We start from the raw sequence: 18,310 nt of genomic DNA, 5'->3' as shown, positions 1-18,310 counted from the left end.
TCCGTGCGAGCACAATCCATGTCGGTTGGGCCTGCACTTCACCGCATGCGGTATCGCCGGGGCGCCACAAACGGGCCCCGACCGAGCCTCCGTGAGCGTCGCGGCTTCGCCTTGATTACGGTGGTCTGGGGTCTAGGTCTCCTCACGTTGCTCGGCGCAGCTGTGATCGTTGGCGCTCGCTACCGGGCGCGAGCCGCTACCGCCGATGGCTCGGTGCTTTCGTCGGCGGCGGCTGCGGAAAGTGCGGTGAATTTTGCCATCGCGAGCATTCTCTCGCCGACGCCAAATATCAGCTTTCCGATGAAATGCCGGTTGCCCGGAGGCGAACAGGCTGAAATCATGGTTGAAGAGGAGGTCGGCAAGATCGATATCAACGCCGCCAGCCTCACAACACTCGAGCATTTTTTTTCGGCAGCCGCGCATGACAAGGCGCTTGGAAGCAGGATCGCGCAGAACATAGTCAATTTCCGGAAGCCGCTTCAGCGCAGAGAGACTGCCACTCAGACGACATCATCCAGCAATCAGCCCGCACCGACGAACCCCGCGAACGAAATCAAGAGCTCCGGCTTCTCGACTATCCTCGAGTTGGATCAGGTCGATGGCATGTCGCCCGCCTTGCTCCGCTTCGCCCTGCGCTATACAACGACGCTCTCGGGCCGGGTTGAGCCAGCACCAGACGCAATGACGCCGGCCTTGCGTTTGCTGATGGGTCTCGATCAAGGCGGGATGGAGCCCAGGCGCCCGACACTGCCCGGACAATTCACGATTCGAGCGGACGTTCGCGCCAGCGATGGGTCTAGGTACATACGGGAAGCTCTCGTATCATTCGGAGCATCTTCTGCCCAACCCTTTGCCATTCGCGAATGGCGCCGTGGCGATATCATGGGCGGCTCTGCGCGTCCTCTGCCGGCCCGCAAGCCGGCGCAGGCCTGCATCAAGCTTTAACAGCCGAAGGGGAGGATCGGTTAGCCCTTTGACTGAAGCACAGGCTGAGGCCTGGAGTTTCTTGCCGACTCCTCCAACCGCTCTCTCTCCGCTGCGACGGCAGGACCAGGCTCGATCACCGTGCAGCCCTTTGTGCGCTGAAGATCCGTCAAGGCATCGAGCCGCCGGCGCTCGTCCACCAGCTGCTTGGGTGCATCAAGCGGAAATCTGTCCGAATCGTAGCCGGCAAGGGATCCGGCCGCGAGCCAGTATTCCAGGCGGGCAGCGCGCCTGACCGAAAAGCGAAACGACCCCGCGATCGCGCTGCAGGACATCGACTCATCGACGGGCAGCAGCATGTAGGGCGCCGGCGGATCCATCACCATGGGCTGGTCAGTCACGCAGCCGGCCAAGAGAAGCGGCAAAGCGCAAGCCCTGCCCCACCAGAAGTTCCTGACAGCGGAGCGTATCACGGCGTCACCAATCGCTGCGCCGTATTGTAAGGCGCCCGCTGGCGCGTGGAAGCGTGCGGCATATAGACGTTCATTTTGCGCCGGTACTCCTCGGTGACCAACCGGCTCTCAGTGCCGTCGCGGACCACTTTCGGAGTAATCAAAATGACGAGCTCGGTCTTTTGAACCGAATCCTTTCGATTTGCGAACACCGCTCCGATGCCAGGGATGTCTCCGAGGATCGGCAGCTGGTTGCTGCTCTTGCTCGCGCTGTCCTGAATCATGCCGCCGAGCGCCAGGACCTCACCATCATTCACGACCACTGTCGTCTTGACACGACGCTGCTGAATCGTTGGAGAATCAATGTTCGAAGTCGTGGTCTTCACCACACTGCTGACTTCCTGTTCGATGTCGAGCTGTACACGCCCGCTCTCATTGATCCGCGGCGTCACTGAAAGAATCACACCGGTATCCTGCATCGTGATGGAGTTCACGATCGCGGTCTGCGCGGTGACGGTGCTCGTCGCCGTCTGGGTCGTGATCGGAACCTGATCGCCGATCTGGAGGCGCGCCGTCTTGTTGTCGAGCACCATCAGCGACGGCGTTGAGATGATATTGACGTGAGTTAGTGCGTTCAGTGCGCTCAGGGTCGCAGCTATGTTTGCCGTGTTGACCGCATAGTTAAAGCCGGGGAAGGCGGCTGCCACGCCACCTGTTAGGGCATTCGAGAATGCCGCAGTCGGAGTGCCGTTCTTGGCAAACTGCCACTGCAGGCCAAACTGCAGATCGTCATTGAGAGACACCTCGGCGATGACGGCCTCAATCAACACCTGGCTGGCCACCACGTCGAGCCCCTGCACGACGCGCAAGACGCGCTGATAGTCGCGATCATTGGCCATGATCAGCAACGAGTTCTTGGTTTCGTCGGCTACGATCTTCATGATCGGCTCGGGAGTGCCGCTCGATGCGGAGCTATTGTCAGCGATATCGGCGGCCTGACTTTCGAGGTCATTGTTCTGGGAACGCGATGCTCCCAGCGGATCCGCTGTCTTTCCCAATCCGGCGAGCACTGTGGGATCCGAAACACCCGTGCCAGCTGTTGATGATTTCGTCGACTCGCTTGCGAAGGAGACCTGCTTGGATTTCGGCGAGACGTTACGGCTCGTCGGGCGCACGACTTTCATCTCTTGCGAGAACATAGACTGGAGGATACCAGCGAGTTCAACCGCGGTCCGGTTCTGAACCTGATAGACGTGCAGTTGCGGCTCTGTGCCACTTGCGCGGGCATCGAGGCGCTTAATCCAGGATTGCGCACGCGGGAGGTAGCTTGGATTGGAGGCCACCACGAGGATCGCCCCAAGCCTCGTATTGGGAATGAACCGCACCCTCCCCTTCAGAGGGCCTTCCTTATCAGAGGCAAATACCGCCTTCAGCTCGTCGACCATCTTTTCAGGCTGAGGGGCCTTCACGGGCACAATTGCGAAGGACATGCCCCTCATCACATCGACATCAAAGATCGAAACCGAATCGAGCATGCTGTCAATTTCGGCCTGTGACCCCTTCAAAGCGATGATGTTGCGCGCGTCGTCCGCCTGGACGATTGCTCCCTTCGGCACCATCGGCTCAAGCACACGAGCCACCTCGGTGGCCGCGACGTATTTCAGCTGCACGATGCGGACGCTACTGCCGGTAACCGTGCTGTTGGTGGCATCGCGGACAGTGCTCACGGCGCCAGTCGCAGCCTGGTCGGCCGGCGCGATCCGGTAGATCCCATGGTTCTGCACCAATACAGCGCCTATAGGTGCGATGGCCGTCTGGAACAGCTCGAGGGCGTCAGCCTTGGAAACCGGGCTGCTTGTCTGGACCGAAACAACCCCGTCGACACGCGGGTCGACCACGTAATTGACACCGACCAAATCGCCCAGGACCGTCTTGGCGGCCTGCTGCAGAGGAACGTTGGCGAGATTGAGGACCACATTGCCGTTGGACGCGGGGGAAGTCGATTTCCCGGCACTCGAACCGATCATTCGGCCATCGCCTCCCTCAACGCTGGCGACCGCCTTCGAGGACGGGCTTGGAAGCGCGATAGCGCCCGTCGGCATCAGATCCTGAGCGTTTGCCTCAATGGATACGGGCTGGCCGGATAGCTTGGGCTGAACGTTCATGGTTGGACTGACGATTCCCGGAGCGCCACAGCCAGCAACCAGGCCTGCGAGCAAGCAAACCACAGAACCCGTGAGAGGGCCGCGAGACATCGGCAAAAGGTGCTCCGACCATGAAGAGGCGCACGCGCGGGAATTCGAGCGTAAAGAATGGGTAAATCATCATGGTTAACCCAAGGTAAAAAAATAGAATGAGCCGGGATTGTCTGACCAGTAATTAGTTACCGCGGGCAGCAGACGCCCCCAGCGAACCGCCGACGCAGGCGCCCGCAGGCCTGGGCGCGCCTGATGAAGCAGGTCAGAAAAGCTCGCGACCGGCAGCCCTCACTTGGATTGGCACAGCTGGCGACAGACCTGAGCTTGGCTGTCGCAGGAGGCGATGCACGGTGTCCCGAGGGTGGTAGGGCAAACCCGCTTGCATGCCGCATTTTGGTTGTCACAACTCGACAGGCAAGCTTCGGCGGCGGCGTCCGCCAGCCGAAGCTTCGCCGGGCTCAAGTTCCCAGCCCAAACGGGCCCGAGCGGAGACAACGCCAAGCAAACAAAAAAGGCCAGAGCGATTCTCACGAGAAACCTCCTGCTTGGTGCAGCGTCCCGCCGCAACGCGCCGCGCACTCGACGGCGGCCACAGGACTATCTGTTCGAGATAAGAAAATCCTCAATCGAGCGGCCGGTCCGCAGAGCGGCAGCAAGCCATTTCGGCTGCTTCCCTCGGCCCGACCAGGTCTCGTGCGGAAGGTTGGGATTGCGATATTTCGGCTTAACTCGCGGATAGGGCCGCTTCGGGCGCGACGATGGCGGCTCGGAGGGAGCTTTCGCAGCTTCATTCTCTCGTCGAAGCTGCGCCAAGCGCGACTCCAGGGCGCGCTTTTCGGCAGTCAGCCGAACCGACAACAACCGATTGAGCTCCTCGTGCAGCTGCCAGAGCTCGTCCACCGAGAGGTCGTCAAGGTTCGGTTTCTTCATCGGTTCGTCATGACCTAGTTGTCTCCGGCTGCCCAATCCAGACTCCTGATTCGATCTTCTAATAATGGGGCTGTTTTCTTCCATTTTCCAATCGCCAATTATCTTGGTCATAGCATGGCGACAAGCCGAACCGGGGCACAATTGGGCTAAACCTAAATCAATTCAGACGCTTATTAGAAGCTGCGTGGCCGCAGTAATCTGAAGGCAGAGACTGATAAACGCACAAACTGGTCCGCCTAATAGGCGTTTCGCTTCCGCGCGACCTCAAAGAAGGTCTTGATCAAGATATGGATATCGAGCCAAAGGCTCCAATTGTTGACGTACCAGAGGTCGAGCCTCACGCGTTCAGCGATGGCTTCAACCGTTGGCGTCGCGCCTCGCGAACCGTTGCATTGGGCCCATCCTGTAAGGCCAGGCTTCACATGATGGCGAAATGCGTAGTCTTCCAGGATCTTTTCGAAATAGCTGTCGTGAGCGAGGGCATGCGGTCGGGGGCCAATCAAGGACATTTCCCCTTTTAGAACATTGAAGAGCTGCGGCAGCTCATCGATGCTGGCGGCGCGCAGGAAGCGCCCGATTGATGTCACGCGGGGATCCTGGCGTGTCGCCTGGACCACGACAAGGCCATCCTCCTGCACCTTCATGGTGCGGAATTTCAGCATTACAAATTCTTTGCCGTTAAAGCCTTTGCGACGCTGGCGAAAAATAACGGGCCCTTCGCTATCCAGCTTGATGGCAATTCCGGTGAGAATGAGAATTGGAAATAGCAGGCTCAACGCGATTCCAGCGATCAGGACATCCATGGCCCGCTTGACAAAGCGCTCGGCGCTGCTGAGCGGAGCACGCTGCACCTCGACCGCAAGCACGCGTTGGCGCGCTGACGACACAAAGTTGGACAATGATCGAACGTGCAAGTCGGGCAACAATCGGGCCGAGACCGGAAGCCTTTTTAGGTGCTCGCGCACGAAATCGATCCGCTCGTGATCATTCCACGGCAGGACCAACAACACTTCACGGCAATTGTTGCGGCGAATGAAATCCCCTACTGCGCGGAACAATTTGTTGTCTGCAACCAGCCGCTCTCCGGGATCAGAATCTCCGCTCAGGCGGAATTCCTTGACGTCGGTCGCCCCGAAGAGGGCGAGGCGATCGCGAGGACCAAGGGCGGCCAGCTCTCGATGATCTCCGACCAAAACCGCATCCAAGCGCCTGATGCCACCGCTCATTACCGCCGAAGCCAGGTTCGCCTTCGTGAATTTTCGCACGGCGAGCAGCCCCACCGGGGCGACGAAATAAAATGTAACGAACGCGCCTCGGGAATAATTCTCGCCGATTTTGAGCAGAAATGCGAAGAACGCCAGCAAGATGCCGGTGCTGAACCAGCAGAGCAGGATTTGCGTAATCTCGGTCCCGGGCTTCGCACTGTCGGGAAGGTCATAGTAACCGATCCCGCTCATCCGCAAGATGTAGATGAAACTGGCCATGAGACCGACGGCACAGCACGGAAGAAGGCTTGGAATTGGGATGCCGACGACGAGATGGTAGCCTAGACCTCCGCCGACGCATGAAAGGATGATGACAAACGCATCCATGGTGGCGAGCACATAGGGAATAAGGTCCAGCGACCACAGAGAACCCTGGTTGTGGGCCTGGTTCACCACCTTACGGGACTCTTCGTGAAAATCCGATCCGATCGACATCGAACGTCACCCCAACCCTACGCAATAATCAGGAAATTGAGCCACAGAATGAGTTTGCTGATAACTCTTTGTTAATATAGTTTAAACTAAACTTAATATCTGCCCGAAGCAACCGGATAGTTCCCCTTCGGCCTTCATGGTTAGGAAAATATCTTTCTTTCGCTGGCCGATCATTGGCCAGCACCGGGGCCAAACTGCAATTTTACCGCCCACTCTCTGAGCGCGGCTCGCTCCGGTAGAGCCCAATACGATCGGGGTGCTGCCCTTGGCGGTCCGGAGGGCTATCCGCCTTCTCCTTGGCGGGCCGCAAATTTGCGACAATCAACATTGTCCAGAGTCTTGCGAGTTTGACGTTCCCAAGAATTGCGGCCCGCCGCGCTGGCGGACTATAAAGTTTTCCCGTCCGGTTACCCCTTCGATGGCCTTGGAGTGTTTAAGTGGTTCATGGCGAAGTTCCTAAATCGTTCCTTGTGAGTTTCCTTTTCGCGGTGAGACGATTACTGGGAATCGCAACATTCTTACTTATCCTCGTCTTGCTCGTCCCCAAGGTGTTTCTGTTCTTCGACAATCCCAAGAACGCAAGCTTCTCGGCGACTTTGCTCGAGGCGCGTGAGATTGTTCTGAGGAAATCGGCTCCGTTCCTGCACCACTACGTTCCCACCAACATCGCTGGCGCAGATCGCTCAGATTGGATTTTGATTGGGCTCGCCATGATCGTCACGTTCGTCGCTGGCTCCCTGGCCCAAAGAAGCCAGCAATCGCTCAACCGACGGATACTCCGAAAGTCCGCGCAGGCTTGGCGCACGAAGCAAGGTGTAAAGCCGGGATCTGCGCTGGACAAAGAGCTGGAAAGCACCTTGAGGGTCGCCGAGGCCGGAAACGCTGTTAACCGACAGGAGCTTCTGCGCGTTTTCGCCGAGACCAAGAAGAAGCTCGATTCGTTTGGCCGCGAAGTTGCCTTTCTGGCAATCGACGTCGTCGGATCAGCCGCAATGAAGGCCGGCGAAGATCCGGCATCAGTTCAGTACGATTTCGCAGAATATCGAAAACTCGTGGAGCGCATCTTCCGTGCGCGCGGAGTGCTGAAAACTGCCTGGACGCCCGACGGCGTCATGGCGTGCTTTACCCACGTGGAGGATGCCTGCCAAGCAGGAAAGGACGTGATCAAGAGCCTAAGAGCATTTAATCGTGACGTGAAGATTTCCAAGGCTGATTTTTCGGTGCGCTGTGGCGTCAATGCCGGTCTAGTCTATTTCGACGACTCGACGCAGTTGGAGACCATCTCTGATCGCGTTATCGACATCGCTGGCCATATGCAAAAGCACGCCGAGCCAAACACCGTGCTCATTGCAAGGAAGGTGATCGAACCCCTTAGACAATTGGAGGAATTCACGCACACGAACCAGATTATTGACGGGTACGAGGCAAGCATGTGGCGCGAGCGGCCGGATGCCTAGGTTGTGACTGTGGGCCATTGGTGGCGTTAGCCTAACTAGGTTGCAGCGCCGTTCCGCTCCTTTCCTTGGCCCGACTGGAGCGACATTATTTACCCTCCCCAGTAGTTTTCTTAAATTGGGGCAAAAACGCTGAAGCATCAATTGTCTGACGCGGACCGTCGGTTTAAACTGCTATTGATCAAACATTGAGACGTCACCGGCCTTGCGCGGCACCATTTCGGCGGCGCTAGCACCGCTTTTTGGGCTAATGCATGCATCAACCGCCTCAGGTTCAATTTTCACATTCTATTCCCTTTCGAACTTTCCTAATCGTTGTCGGGACCCGCCCAGAAGTCATCAAGGTGGCTCCTGTCGTTCGTCGCTTGCGCAGTGTGAGTTGGGCCAGCGTGAAGATTGTCGCCAGTGGCCAGCAGAGGGAGCTGCTTGGTCAGACCCTGGCCGAATTCGACCTGAAGCCCGATGTGACGATCTCCCATCGCGATGCCTCATCTGGCCCGGCGCAGGTTGCCAGCCGTCTTATCCATAGACTGGACCGCATCTTCGGCGAAGAGAAACCGGACTGTGTCCTCGCCCAGGGAGACACTACGACGGCCTATGCAGCGTCCGTTGCCTCCTTCTACCGCAAGATCCCCTTTGCCCATATCGAGGCCGGATTGCGAACTTCCGAACTCGATGCCCCGTTTCCCGAAGAATTTCATCGACGCTCCATTGCGGTTTCGGCCACCCTGCACTTCGCCCCGACCTCGGCGGCGGCCCGCAATCTGATAGACGAGAATGTGCCGAAGGACAGCGTGGTAGTGTCGGGCAATACGGTGATCGATTCGCTGCTGGAAGTCGCCGCGACCAAGCCATCGCCTCCACCCGAGTTCGGATCTCGCCGGATGATCTTGCTGACGGCGCATCGAAGGGAAAACTTCGGTTCGAAACTGCGGGATGCGCTCACAGGGGTTCGCGCCTTCGTCGATCTGACGCCCGATGTGGGCGTGTATTTCCCGGTTCACCCGAACCCGAATGCACGCGAGGCTGCCATCGAAATCCTGGCCGGCAATCCGAGAATCCATCTTGTCGAACCGCTCGGATATCGCGAGATGGTTGCTGCGATCCAGAACTCATGGTGCGTCGTCACCGACAGTGGGGGCCTGCAAGAGGAGGCTCCAGCGCTTGCCAAGCCCGTCCTCGTGCTTCGCGATCTAACGGAACGCCCCGAGGCTGTCGCCTCTGGCGTCGTCGAGCTCGTCGGCACCTCCCGCGAAGGCGTCTTCAGATCGCTCGACGCCCTTCACAAGTCTCCGACAAAATATAACCAAATGGCGCGTCCAGTGTTTCCCTATGGCGACGGACATGCCAGCCGGAGAATAGTCGACGCACTTTATCGACATTTCTCGACCGCTCCGCAGAGGCAAGATGCGTCGATTGCCGCTCTTCAATATGCATCCTAATCCATGACACTTCTGACTGGCATCCTGGCCCAATATCTATATCTGATCGAAATCATGATGCTCACAGCGGGCATCATCATCGCCATTTCCAGCTTCGATGATCTTATCGTGGATCTGCTGTACTGGAGCGGCAGACTGCTCGGTGGCAGGAAGACCAAATCGAGCGAATTACCCGATGTCGAACTTCTCGAGCAGTTACCGGAGCGACCGCTCGCGATCATGATCCCGTGCTGGAAGGAGCACGATGTGATCTTCTCGATGCTGTCGTCCAATTCCCGGCTTGTACGTTATCGCCAAGCCCACTACTTCGTCGGCGTCTACCTCAATGACCCTCTGACCCAGGATGAGATTCGCAAGGCACAAAGTCTTTATCCGAATATCCATATGGTCTTGGTTCCTCGCGATGGCCCAACCAGCAAGGCGGATTGCCTCAATCAGATCACTTCGGACATCTTCATGTTCGAGGCTGAGCACCGCATCCAATTTGCCGGAATGGTCATGCATGACTCCGAAGATCTGATCCACCCCTTGGAGTTGAAGCTCTTCAACAAGCTGGTCGACATCTACGACTTCGTCCAGCTCCCGGTCTACTCGTTCTCCCGTCCCATTCTGTCCCTGATCGGCGGAATCTATATGGACGAGTTTGCGGAAATGCACACCAAGGACCTCGAGGTCCGGCAGCGCATTTCAGGCGTCATTCCCTGCGCCGGCGTTTCCGCCTGCTTCAGCCGCGAGGCTATCCTGCGCCTCGTAGACAAGAATCAGGGCGAAGCGTTCCGCGTCGCATCCTTCACTGAAGACTACGACATCGCGTTCCGTGTTTCCGAACTTGGCTTCAGGTCTGCTTTCATCGCCTATCCCGCAACTTATTCCATCGATATCGACATCGATGCGGGCGCTCCTGGGATCCTCCGTCGGACTCTTCCGATCGCCACTCGGGAATTTTTCCCCTCAGGGTTGGAGGCCGCCTACCGGCAGCGCGCGCGCTGGTTGCTCGGAATCGTCTTTCAAGGGATGGAGGAAATCGGCTGGAAGGGCGCCTTCGGAACCAAATACTTTCTGGCGCGAGATCGAAAAGGCGTAATCACCAGCCCGGCCGTGATGCTCGCCTATTTTGCGATGGCCAATCTAATTGCTTTTGAAATGTTTCGCTGGTTTTTCGACCCGAGCCGCGAGTTGACCTATTCCCTGTTGTCCTCCGAGTGGGTCAGGACCCTGTTTTGGGTAACCTTCTCTTTCCTGATCTGGCGCCTGCTAAACCGCATGATCTTCACGGGCATGATCTACAATTTGCGGCACGCGTTGATGTCGGCGCCGCGGCTCATCGTCGGCAACTTCGTCAATTTCTTTGCGACATGGCGTGCGGTTCGCATCTACACCAGCCATCGCTTATCAGGGAAACCGTTGGTCTGGGACAAGACGTCTCACTCTTATCCGATCCAGATGGGCGAGCTTCAACTTCCCATCGCGACTGATCCGGCCCCGCCCCCCTCCTGAGTTCAGGAGCCCGTTCGCCGACTTAGGTCGGCCTACAGATACGACGGTGCCCGCGCGCCAAATGCAGTGCGAAACGCCGTGCGCAGGACCATGAAACCGGCACAGAGGCCGATGGCAGCGAGCTGTAGCTCAGGGTGCAGCACGACCGTAACAAGCACGGCCCAGCCGCAGACGATGGCGACGATATCAAGTGATTTCTGTGCGCGCGAATGAGGCACAGCATCGAAGCCCCGGTCGAGCGCCGCAGCGATCGCTGCAAGCCCGTCCACGGCATCCCTGCCGGGAGGCACGGCAAAATCGGTCAAAATGCGGTAGTTGCTAGTAGACATTAACGCCCCCGTCGCAAGCTTGTTGCGGGCTCCACGGAGGCATTTGAATACGGCGCCTGTTTCCCCGGGCTCAAACCGATTGCTACACTTTTACCGACTGCTTCATTTCCGACGGCGACATCGGCGCTTGAGCGGAGATGGATAACGACGGCTTAACGGTTTCCCTTCAATGCTCACATCCAGCTTCGGCGGGGTCCTAATGCTGTCTCAAACGCGTGAGGGGCTTCATTCGTTCCGAGGTAAGAGAGGCCAATAGGTAATAACTCTGGGACGGCCGACCGCAGAGACGAACGACCGGATGGCCCATTGCATGGGAGCTCGCGAGGCTAGCGATGCACGCATCCAGCTCAAAACAACAAATTATTCTACCTATTTAATCCAGTGTTAGACCCGCCCGCGTAGCATCGTGAGGAGGGAGTCACCCGATGACGATGCTCGCTGCCTATACAATCATGACGGGACTGGTACTCGGCCTTCGGTATCGCGTCCTCGTTCTGCCGCCGGTCATTCTGGTGGGCTGGCTAGTAATCGCTGCGATTTCATCGCAACCGTGGCTATCCGCTTTGATCTTCGCCGTCCTGCTCCAAATTAGCTATTTGGCCGGAATTGTTCTTAAGGGCTCCACAAGAGCGAGCATTACTCAGCTCGCGGATTCTATCGCGAGACCCGGCACGTATTGATTTGCATCTTGATCGGGTAAGAAGCGCCGCTGGCTTGCAACGGGCCGCGCGCGCAAGCTTATTCGGACGAGGTTAGCTGGGCTCCCGAGCCGCAAGATTGCGCGGCGAATGTGGTCAAGAGGTTCAACGGCATGCGCGACGCCGCCGGCTAGCCTCCGCAAGCGTAGACGCCCGCGGTTAGCATCTGCGCCGATGGATGACTGAAGACTTCGCAGTCGCTCGTGGGCAAGACCCTGTCTGAAATGACAGGCTTGGACTCGCCCGCTGCCGGAACATGGCATAGTCGCCGAGCGGGAGGCGGGATGAGGGCGAGGGTTCGAGAACAGCTCACGCGTATTCGAGCATCTTTCCTCCGCTGGCTGAACACGCATTCTCAGCTGGGCGCATAATTCTTCAGGCTGTCCTTGCTTGAGGTTGCATCGTTCGTCTTGCAAAGCTTGCCGCCGGCCGACCACCAGGCGCCAACCCAAGTTGATCGATGGTATCCGGACTTGCCGTGTGGCGCGCCGATGTTGTCGCAAGGCCTGCGCTGAACCGCTCGGTGCAGATCCCGAAGCGCGCATCCCGGTGCGAGGCCTCGACTGTATTTTGAGGCGACGAAGGGAATGATCCTCAAAGTAAACCTGGCCACAGCACCGCGGAGGCTCCACGATCGCGGCCTGCGGCTCGCGTGCTGCCCGATCTGAAATAGAGAGTGACCCGTTCGCTGAGCTTTCCACACACAGCTTCAGGGGCAAACTAGACCATTGACCTACCCGTTCGTCTCCAAAGTGCTCAAGCCTCGCTTGAACAATCTTGAGCTCAAATCGCCGTCTGAGAGACGCGCCTGTCAAACATTGGCGGCGAGCGGAAATTGATCACTTCCATTTAGGCGCGTAGTTTGTCTACCCGCTTATCGGCCCCGAGAGGGTTGCCAGCCCCTCCTCGATCGCTGCAATGTCTTGCTCAATCTGAGCGATGGACGACCGGTAATCGAAGTGATCCGTGCGGGCCTTCAGGTCTACCGCCAGTCGTCGACGGTGCATCCTAAGATCTTCCAGCGATTTGCGGTCGCTGAGTTTCAAGTAACCATCCACAATCATCTCAATCGCACTCGACATAACGCTACCCCGCAACAAATTGGGATTTGCAAATGAAAACAGCTTACAGCCAAGTCGCTACCAGCACACCCGAGCAGCCCGCAAGGATTCAGGCATCTAGTGCTCTGTCCGCTTGAGCTTTTGACGCGAATTCAGGATTTGCCTTTCGACCTGCTCCTCCACGTAAAGTACGACCGAACGCCGCGCATCCTGATCGGACAGCTTCTGGAACGCTTTGACTAAGCGTAGCATCTGCAGATCTTCGACGCTGTGTGGCATTGCAAAGACCTCATGGAAAAACGCGAACTGAAACCTGGGGATTATGTAACCACTCTTGCCGAATGGAAACATAAAACTTCGGTCGCGGCCACTTTGTCGGCCCCCCGCTCCGCAAATGCAGCAGGCGTCGAGTTGCTTGGCTATGCGACATTCGGCCCGATGCGAGCGACGAGGCCGTCGTCGCTCCCACGTTCCAATTCCCTACGCAACGACAGAATCGAAAGGCGCTGCTTCGAAGCGGTCTCTGCCAGTTGCGAACTTGATCAAGATGAATGGCGCGCAGAGCTGACGACTAGAGCGGTATCTAAATGCCAGCGAATTCCGGACGTTCGCGATAGAGGTGCGTACCCACACATAAGCAGATGGAGAAAATGGGTTCTCTTGCCCTTGCCGATTTCCAGAAGCACTCCCTGGAATACTGGCAGGCACTCCTGGAGAACGTGCGCCGATCAAACAGCGCCCCTTCAAGGAAGCTGTGGCTTAGCCAAACTCCGCCGTATCTTTAGGGCGGCCGTCGCCAATGAATTCGAGTTGGCATCCAGAAGGTCGAGGCTGTTGGAGCCAGCTGTGGAAAGGACCGTGGGATAGCCGGTGCTAGAGAGCCGTTAACAGCGGACGGGGGACATGAGGAAAGCGCCGCTGGCGAACTAGACGACGAATTGACCAACCCTCGCCCCGCGAGATTGCAGCCAAGTTCCCTAGAAATCCTTGAACGCGACGGAGCGGGAGCTTGCAGTCCAGGTCCTACGGCAAATCAACGTTCTACGGATGACCTACCCACCGCTACAGTACTGTCCCTGTGGACTGCAATGCATATGACGTGAGCGGTTGCGTGAGGCTCAGGCCCTTCAGGTCGGACCGAAGGAGTTAAAGCCCCGCTACGGCTTTTTGTCGATGACGAATGGAGCCTACGAAGCGTCCCTGCCGCCACCCACAAACAACGCCTGGAGGATCGACTGAGTCCTGCCGACCACAACGTTGATTGCGGTTACCCGCCAGCGTGACTCAAATGGGCCGCAGCACTCGTCAGAATGCTGCGGCCCGCTTGTCAAATGAACCGGGCACATGAATTGGTGAAGTATGCAGCCAGCCCCGGTAAGGGAATATTAACTGGAATTACCGCTGTCCGCGAATCATTTCGCTGGTTCCGAAAATGAAACTTCGAGCAACATTAACAGGTGTTTGCGCCGCAGCTTGGCCGCCAGACCTTCACTCAGAGCGGGGCATGGTCCGGCCTGGCGGAACTGCCCCCACGGGCTTCCGCTCCCGTGCCGGATAGGTGCGGAGCCCATGTGCCGGAGCCGACTTGCTCAACCGCCGCGGCAACCCTGGCGAAAAGCGCGGGTTACGTGAACGCAAAAATTCCAGCGCTGACGGTAGTCTGAGCAATGCGTCATCTAGGGAAACGGCGAGCGGCCCCGCGATTTGAAAGTGCCGAGCGCATCAAACTCCTCCAGGAGATGTGCACGACCGCGACTTGTTACGAACGTCGCAAATGCGACCGTCGAAATCTTCAAGGATGGCCACCCAAACACTCCTCGTCTTGGTTTGCACAATCCTAGAAGGTGACGGCGATGCAAGGCATCCTCGCCCGCAGCCAGATGGCTCCCGGCGCTAATCTCGATGATCATTTCCCTTAGGTTGCTGCAAGGATCTCCGCACATGCACGCGCGGTTCCCGGTCTACCCGCTCGCGCGCTGGATGTTCAACAGGATCACGGCCTAACCTTGATTGCAGCTCTATAAGATCAGTGAACACATCCGCCTGGCGACGCAGCTCGTCGGCGATCATCGGCGGCTGGCTAGCAATGGTGGAGACCACAGTAACCCGCACGCCGCGGCGCTGCACGGCTTCGACCAGCGAGCGGAAATCGCCGTCACCCGAGAACAGCACCATGTGGTCGATGTACTCGGCGAGCTCCATGGCGTTCACAGTGAGCTCGATGTCCATGTTGCGTTTGACCTTGCGCCGGCCGGAGGCGTCGATGAATTCCTTGGTCGCCTTGGTGACAACCGTGTAGCCGTTGTAGTGGAGCCAATCGATCAGGGGGCGGATCGAGAAATATTCCTGATCCTCAATGACTGCAGTGTAGTAGAACGCCCGCAACAGCGTCCCACGCCCCTGAAACTCGCTAAGCAGGCGCCTGTAATCGATGTCGAAGCCCAATGCTTTTGCCGTGGCATACAGATTGGGCCCATCGATGAAGAGCGCGATCCGTTCGGCTGAGGGAAAAGGCATCAGGTTTAAGCTTTCGGTAACAAGGCCATGCACGAATTGTGGTGGAGATAATCGGCTGATTGCGCAGCTGGCACGGATACAATTTAGCTAGCGGAGATCGCAAAACAAGCCAAATGCTTTAGGTGAGAAATTGCTAGGGGGTCGGACGCGTCGAACATTCTTCTCGCGGGCCAACGCCCGGAGTTGCGCGATGTGAGGGGTCGAGGCGGTCGCACCAGAGGAGTGGCCCCATGTGCTTGCGGCCGGATAGGGATTTGCAGCGCGTCAGTCGGCGACGGCTTCGCTGCCTTGAGTGCGTTGGCTGGCTTGGCGCCTTGGCAGCCTCCGGAGCCTCGGCAACAATGGCGAGATCACCGAGGAGCCCGCAGCCGCCGCACTCGTGACGCGCTTCAGCTCAGGTCGCGACATGTGGATCGAGTCCTTGGAGCCTCAAGCACGGTGATCGGCACGGTGCAGGTGGAGACGACCTCCTCCGCCTCGGCGATGGCCAGCTCCTGCAGGGTATTTTGGTCTCGAGCGCGGCGCCCTCTTACCTTGGCCTTCTTGAGGCAGTCGTTTGGCCTCCTCCTCTCCGCTCGTTCGAACCGATAGCGCGGCCCCCTTTTGTTGGTTCCGCTAATTCTCTGCCCGGTTAGGTCGGAACCACCGCGCGCTAACGCATCCAGACTACTCGGTCAGGTTTCGTCGGCGGATTCGTGACGCCGTATATCCTCCGGGATTTCGCGGAGAAAGCTTTGCCCCTTTTGCAAGCGACGCCCGAGCGTCTCGACAAACCCTTCAAATCGCTCCCTGCCTTTGACTTGCGCAGCCGCTTGGGCGTCATTGGGCAATGGTGGCGTGATCGTCAGCCAGAAACGGATGAAGAGAGCCAACGTCTCGGCGGTCAAACCGACGTCGCGCTCCAGCCTGTGCATCTGACGGGACAGCAGGTCCAGACGACGGGCAAATGCCGCCTCCCGCCTGTCCGCGCCATCCGGCGACAGAAACGATGCAACAGCCGCCTCCACGATTGCTGACCGGGAAAGCTTCTTGCGATCGGCAAGCTCCGAGATCTGCATCAGAAGCTCTGGCGGAAAATAGACGTTCATACGGTTGCGCATATGGCCTCAGAGCTCCATACCATCATTCGGGTCGAGGACGGTCTGACGGGCCACACCGCGCATCTGCTGGCGTACGAGCCGTGACTGACGGACCACACCGTCGTCGTCAAGAACGGCAGCGAATTCTTCTGCCGGTGTTAGCTCGATTGTCTCTCTGGTGATCGCGACGTGATCGGGGAGCTCGGGCTCACGACGAAGTCCGCCGTTCGCCGTGTCTTCCTCGGCCGCCGGAACTCTGTCAGCTGGAACATCCGTCGGCTTCAGCGGTCCGAGGGCCGACCATCCGTCTGTTCGCGATGACCGGCCGGCGCTCGCGGGATCGGGGGGCGGCAGAGCCCTCTCGGTGAAGCGGCGATCCTCGTAATAGCGGACCTTCTTTGCCCGAATCGGCGCCGTGCCCGCCACCATGACGATCTCGTCCATCGGCGGAAGCTGCATGACCTCGCCAGGTGTCAAAAGCGGTCTCGCCGTCTCCTGGCGCGAAACCATCAGATGACCTAGCCAGGGGTTCAACCTGTGACCGGCGTAGTTCTTCATGGCACGCATCTCGGTGGCCGTACCCAGCGCATCTGACACACGCTTTGCGGTCCGCTCGTCGTTCGTTGCGAAGCTGACGCGGACGTGGCAGTTGTCGAGGATCGCATTGTTGGGCCCATAGGCCTTTTCGATCTGATTGAGCGACTGCGCGATCAGGAAACTCTTGATTCCGTACCCCGCCATGAAGGCGAGCGCGGACTCGAAGAAATCAAGCCGCCCGAGAGCCGGGAACTCGTCGAGCATCATCAAGATGCGATGCCGACGATCACGGGAGTGCAGGTCTTCGGTCAGGCGCCGCCCAATCTGGTTCAGCACCAGGCGGATCAGGGGCTTTGTCCGCGAGATATCAGAAGGTGGCACCACCAGGTAAAGAGTCGCGGGGTGGCTGTCTGCGATCAAATCGGCGATCCGCCAGTCGCAACGGCAGGTCACCTGGGCCACGACTGGATCGCGGTAGAGCCCAAGGAACGACATCGCAGTCGACAGGACGCCGGAACGTTCATTCTCTGATTTGTTGAGCAGCTCGCGCGCGGTCGAGGCGACCACGGGATGGGCGCCCTGCCCGCCAAGGTGCGGTGTGGACATCATCGCCTTCAGTGTAGCCTCGATTGGCCGTTTCGGGTCGGAAAGAAAAGCGGCAACCCCTGCTAGTGTTTTGTCAGCTTCCGCATAGAGGACGTGGAGAATGGCGCCAACCAAGAGTGAATGACTGGTCTTCTCCCAATGGTTCCGCTTGTCCAGGGATCCTTCAGGGTCCACCAGGACGTCGGCAACGTTCTGGACGTCGCGGACCTCCCACTCGCCGCGCCGGACCTCGAGCAGGGGATTGTAAGCCGAAGATTTCGGGTTCGTCGGGTCGAACAACAGGACGCGGCCATGCCGCGCGCGAAAGCCAGCGGTTAGCTGCCAGTTCTCGCCCTTGATGTCGTGCACGATGGCCGATCCCGGCCAGGCCAGCAGCGAGGGAACGACCAGTCCTACACCCTTTCCGGATCGGGTCGGTGCAAAACACAACACATGCTCCGGCCCATCATGACGGAGGTAGTTGCGCTCGAGCTTGCCAAGCACCACCCCATCCGGACCAAGAAGTCCGGCGTCCCGGACCTCTTCGGCACTGGCCCAGCGTGCCGAACCATAGGTCTCGACACTCTGGGCTTCACGCGCGCGCCACACCGACATGCCGATTGCCACCGCGATAGACACGAAGGTCCCGGACGCCACGATGAACGCGCCCTCGACAAAGACCTGAGGCGCATAGGCATCGTAGACGAACCACCACCAGAAGAAGATGGGCGGGTAGTAGATCTTCAAGCCCAACAGTTCGAACCAGGGTCGCCCAAGTTCCGGTTGCCAGGCGAGCCGCCACGCCGCCCATTCGCTGGCTCCCCAGATGGCCAGCAATACGATCAGGCCGACAACGATCACCTGTCCCCAGAGGATTTTGGTGCCGGACATTCCGAGCGTCCTTTCA

Annotated in this window: 14 protein-coding genes; 5 read left to right on the top strand and 9 right to left on the bottom strand. The window is 58.5% G+C overall.

The genetic code is table 11. The features are described from left to right. The first annotated feature begins 111 nt into the window (after window positions 1-111). Window positions 112-945, top strand: a complete 834-nt coding sequence (locus X265_RS12735; protein ID WP_164938547.1) for a type II secretion system protein GspK — start codon at window positions 112-114, stop codon at window positions 943-945. A 20-nt stretch (window positions 946-965) separates the two neighbouring features. Here X265_RS12735 and X265_RS12730 read toward each other — a convergent pair whose 3' ends face one another. The 4 genes from X265_RS12730 to X265_RS12710 all read right to left on the bottom strand — a co-directional run bounded on the left by X265_RS12730 (window position 966) and on the right by X265_RS12710 (window position 6,204). Beyond that, on the bottom strand, window positions 966-1,325 hold the full coding sequence (locus X265_RS12730; RefSeq protein WP_128965129.1) for a hypothetical protein: 360 nt from the start codon (window positions 1,323-1,325) through the stop codon (window positions 966-968). A 68-nt stretch (window positions 1,326-1,393) separates the two neighbouring features. Next, window positions 1,394-3,541 (bottom strand): type II secretion system secretin GspD, encoded by a 2,148-nt coding sequence (gene gspD, locus X265_RS12725; RefSeq protein ID WP_164938546.1) that lies wholly within the window; start codon window positions 3,539-3,541, stop codon window positions 1,394-1,396. Window positions 3,542-4,171: 630 nt separating this feature from the next. Beyond that, complete coding sequence (locus X265_RS12715; protein WP_128969238.1) at window positions 4,172-4,504, bottom strand: H-NS histone family protein; 333 nt, start codon at window positions 4,502-4,504, stop codon at window positions 4,172-4,174. A 236-nt stretch (window positions 4,505-4,740) separates the two neighbouring features. Next, window positions 4,741-6,204 carry an undecaprenyl-phosphate glucose phosphotransferase gene (locus X265_RS12710; RefSeq protein WP_128965126.1) on the bottom strand — a complete coding sequence of 488 codons (1,464 nt, stop codon included), beginning with the start codon at window positions 6,202-6,204 and terminating at the stop codon, window positions 4,741-4,743. A 437-nt stretch (window positions 6,205-6,641) separates the two neighbouring features. Between X265_RS12710 and X265_RS12705 the strand changes: the two genes are divergently transcribed. The 3 genes from X265_RS12705 to X265_RS12695 all read left to right on the top strand — a co-directional run bounded on the left by X265_RS12705 (window position 6,642) and on the right by X265_RS12695 (window position 10,597). Then, the gene (locus X265_RS12705) at window positions 6,642-7,661 is read left to right on the top strand and encodes an adenylate/guanylate cyclase domain-containing protein (protein ID WP_128965125.1); all 1,020 of its coding nucleotides are present in this window, start codon (window positions 6,642-6,644) and stop codon (window positions 7,659-7,661) included. A gap of 251 nt (window positions 7,662-7,912) precedes the next feature. Continuing rightward, complete coding sequence (gene wecB, locus X265_RS12700) at window positions 7,913-9,100, top strand: non-hydrolyzing UDP-N-acetylglucosamine 2-epimerase (protein ID WP_128965124.1); 1,188 nt, start codon at window positions 7,913-7,915, stop codon at window positions 9,098-9,100. A 3-nt stretch (window positions 9,101-9,103) separates the two neighbouring features. After that, on the top strand, window positions 9,104-10,597 hold the full coding sequence (locus X265_RS12695; protein ID WP_128965123.1) for a glycosyl transferase family protein: 1,494 nt from the start codon (window positions 9,104-9,106) through the stop codon (window positions 10,595-10,597). A gap of 32 nt (window positions 10,598-10,629) precedes the next feature. Here the strand turns inward: X265_RS12695 and X265_RS12690 are convergent, their stop codons facing one another. Continuing rightward, window positions 10,630-10,926 carry a hypothetical protein gene (locus X265_RS12690; protein WP_128965122.1) on the bottom strand — a complete coding sequence of 99 codons (297 nt, stop codon included), beginning with the start codon at window positions 10,924-10,926 and terminating at the stop codon, window positions 10,630-10,632. A 425-nt stretch (window positions 10,927-11,351) separates the two neighbouring features. Here X265_RS12690 and X265_RS12685 point away from each other — a divergent pair, with 425 nt between their 5' ends. After that, window positions 11,352-11,606 carry a hypothetical protein gene (locus X265_RS12685; protein ID WP_128965121.1) on the top strand — a complete coding sequence of 85 codons (255 nt, stop codon included), beginning with the start codon at window positions 11,352-11,354 and terminating at the stop codon, window positions 11,604-11,606. Between the two features lie 884 nt (window positions 11,607-12,490). Here the strand turns inward: X265_RS12685 and X265_RS12680 are convergent. From X265_RS12680 to X265_RS12665, 4 genes are all read right to left on the bottom strand, one after another. Then, a complete protein-coding gene (locus X265_RS12680) occupies window positions 12,491-12,670 on the bottom strand; it encodes a hypothetical protein (RefSeq protein WP_373291757.1) in 180 nt (59 codons plus the stop codon). 1,908 nt (window positions 12,671-14,578) lie between these two features. Then, window positions 14,579-15,202: a LabA-like NYN domain-containing protein gene (locus tag X265_RS12675; RefSeq protein WP_164938544.1), complete on the bottom strand. Its 624-nt coding sequence runs from the start codon at window positions 15,200-15,202 to the stop codon at window positions 14,579-14,581. 674 nt (window positions 15,203-15,876) lie between these two features. After that, the gene (locus X265_RS12670; RefSeq protein ID WP_128965119.1) at window positions 15,877-16,302 is read right to left on the bottom strand and encodes a ribbon-helix-helix domain-containing protein; all 426 of its coding nucleotides are present in this window, start codon (window positions 16,300-16,302) and stop codon (window positions 15,877-15,879) included. A gap of 6 nt (window positions 16,303-16,308) precedes the next feature. Continuing rightward, window positions 16,309-18,294, bottom strand: a complete 1,986-nt coding sequence (locus X265_RS12665) for a conjugal transfer protein TraG (RefSeq protein ID WP_128965118.1) — start codon at window positions 18,292-18,294, stop codon at window positions 16,309-16,311. Window positions 18,295-18,310 lie beyond the last annotated feature (16 nt).

Origin of the sequence: Bradyrhizobium guangdongense (assembly GCF_004114975.1) — a bacterium.
Lineage (GTDB): Bacteria > Pseudomonadota > Alphaproteobacteria > Rhizobiales > Xanthobacteraceae > Bradyrhizobium > Bradyrhizobium guangdongense.
This window is presented reverse-complemented; position numbering and strand designations above follow the sequence as displayed.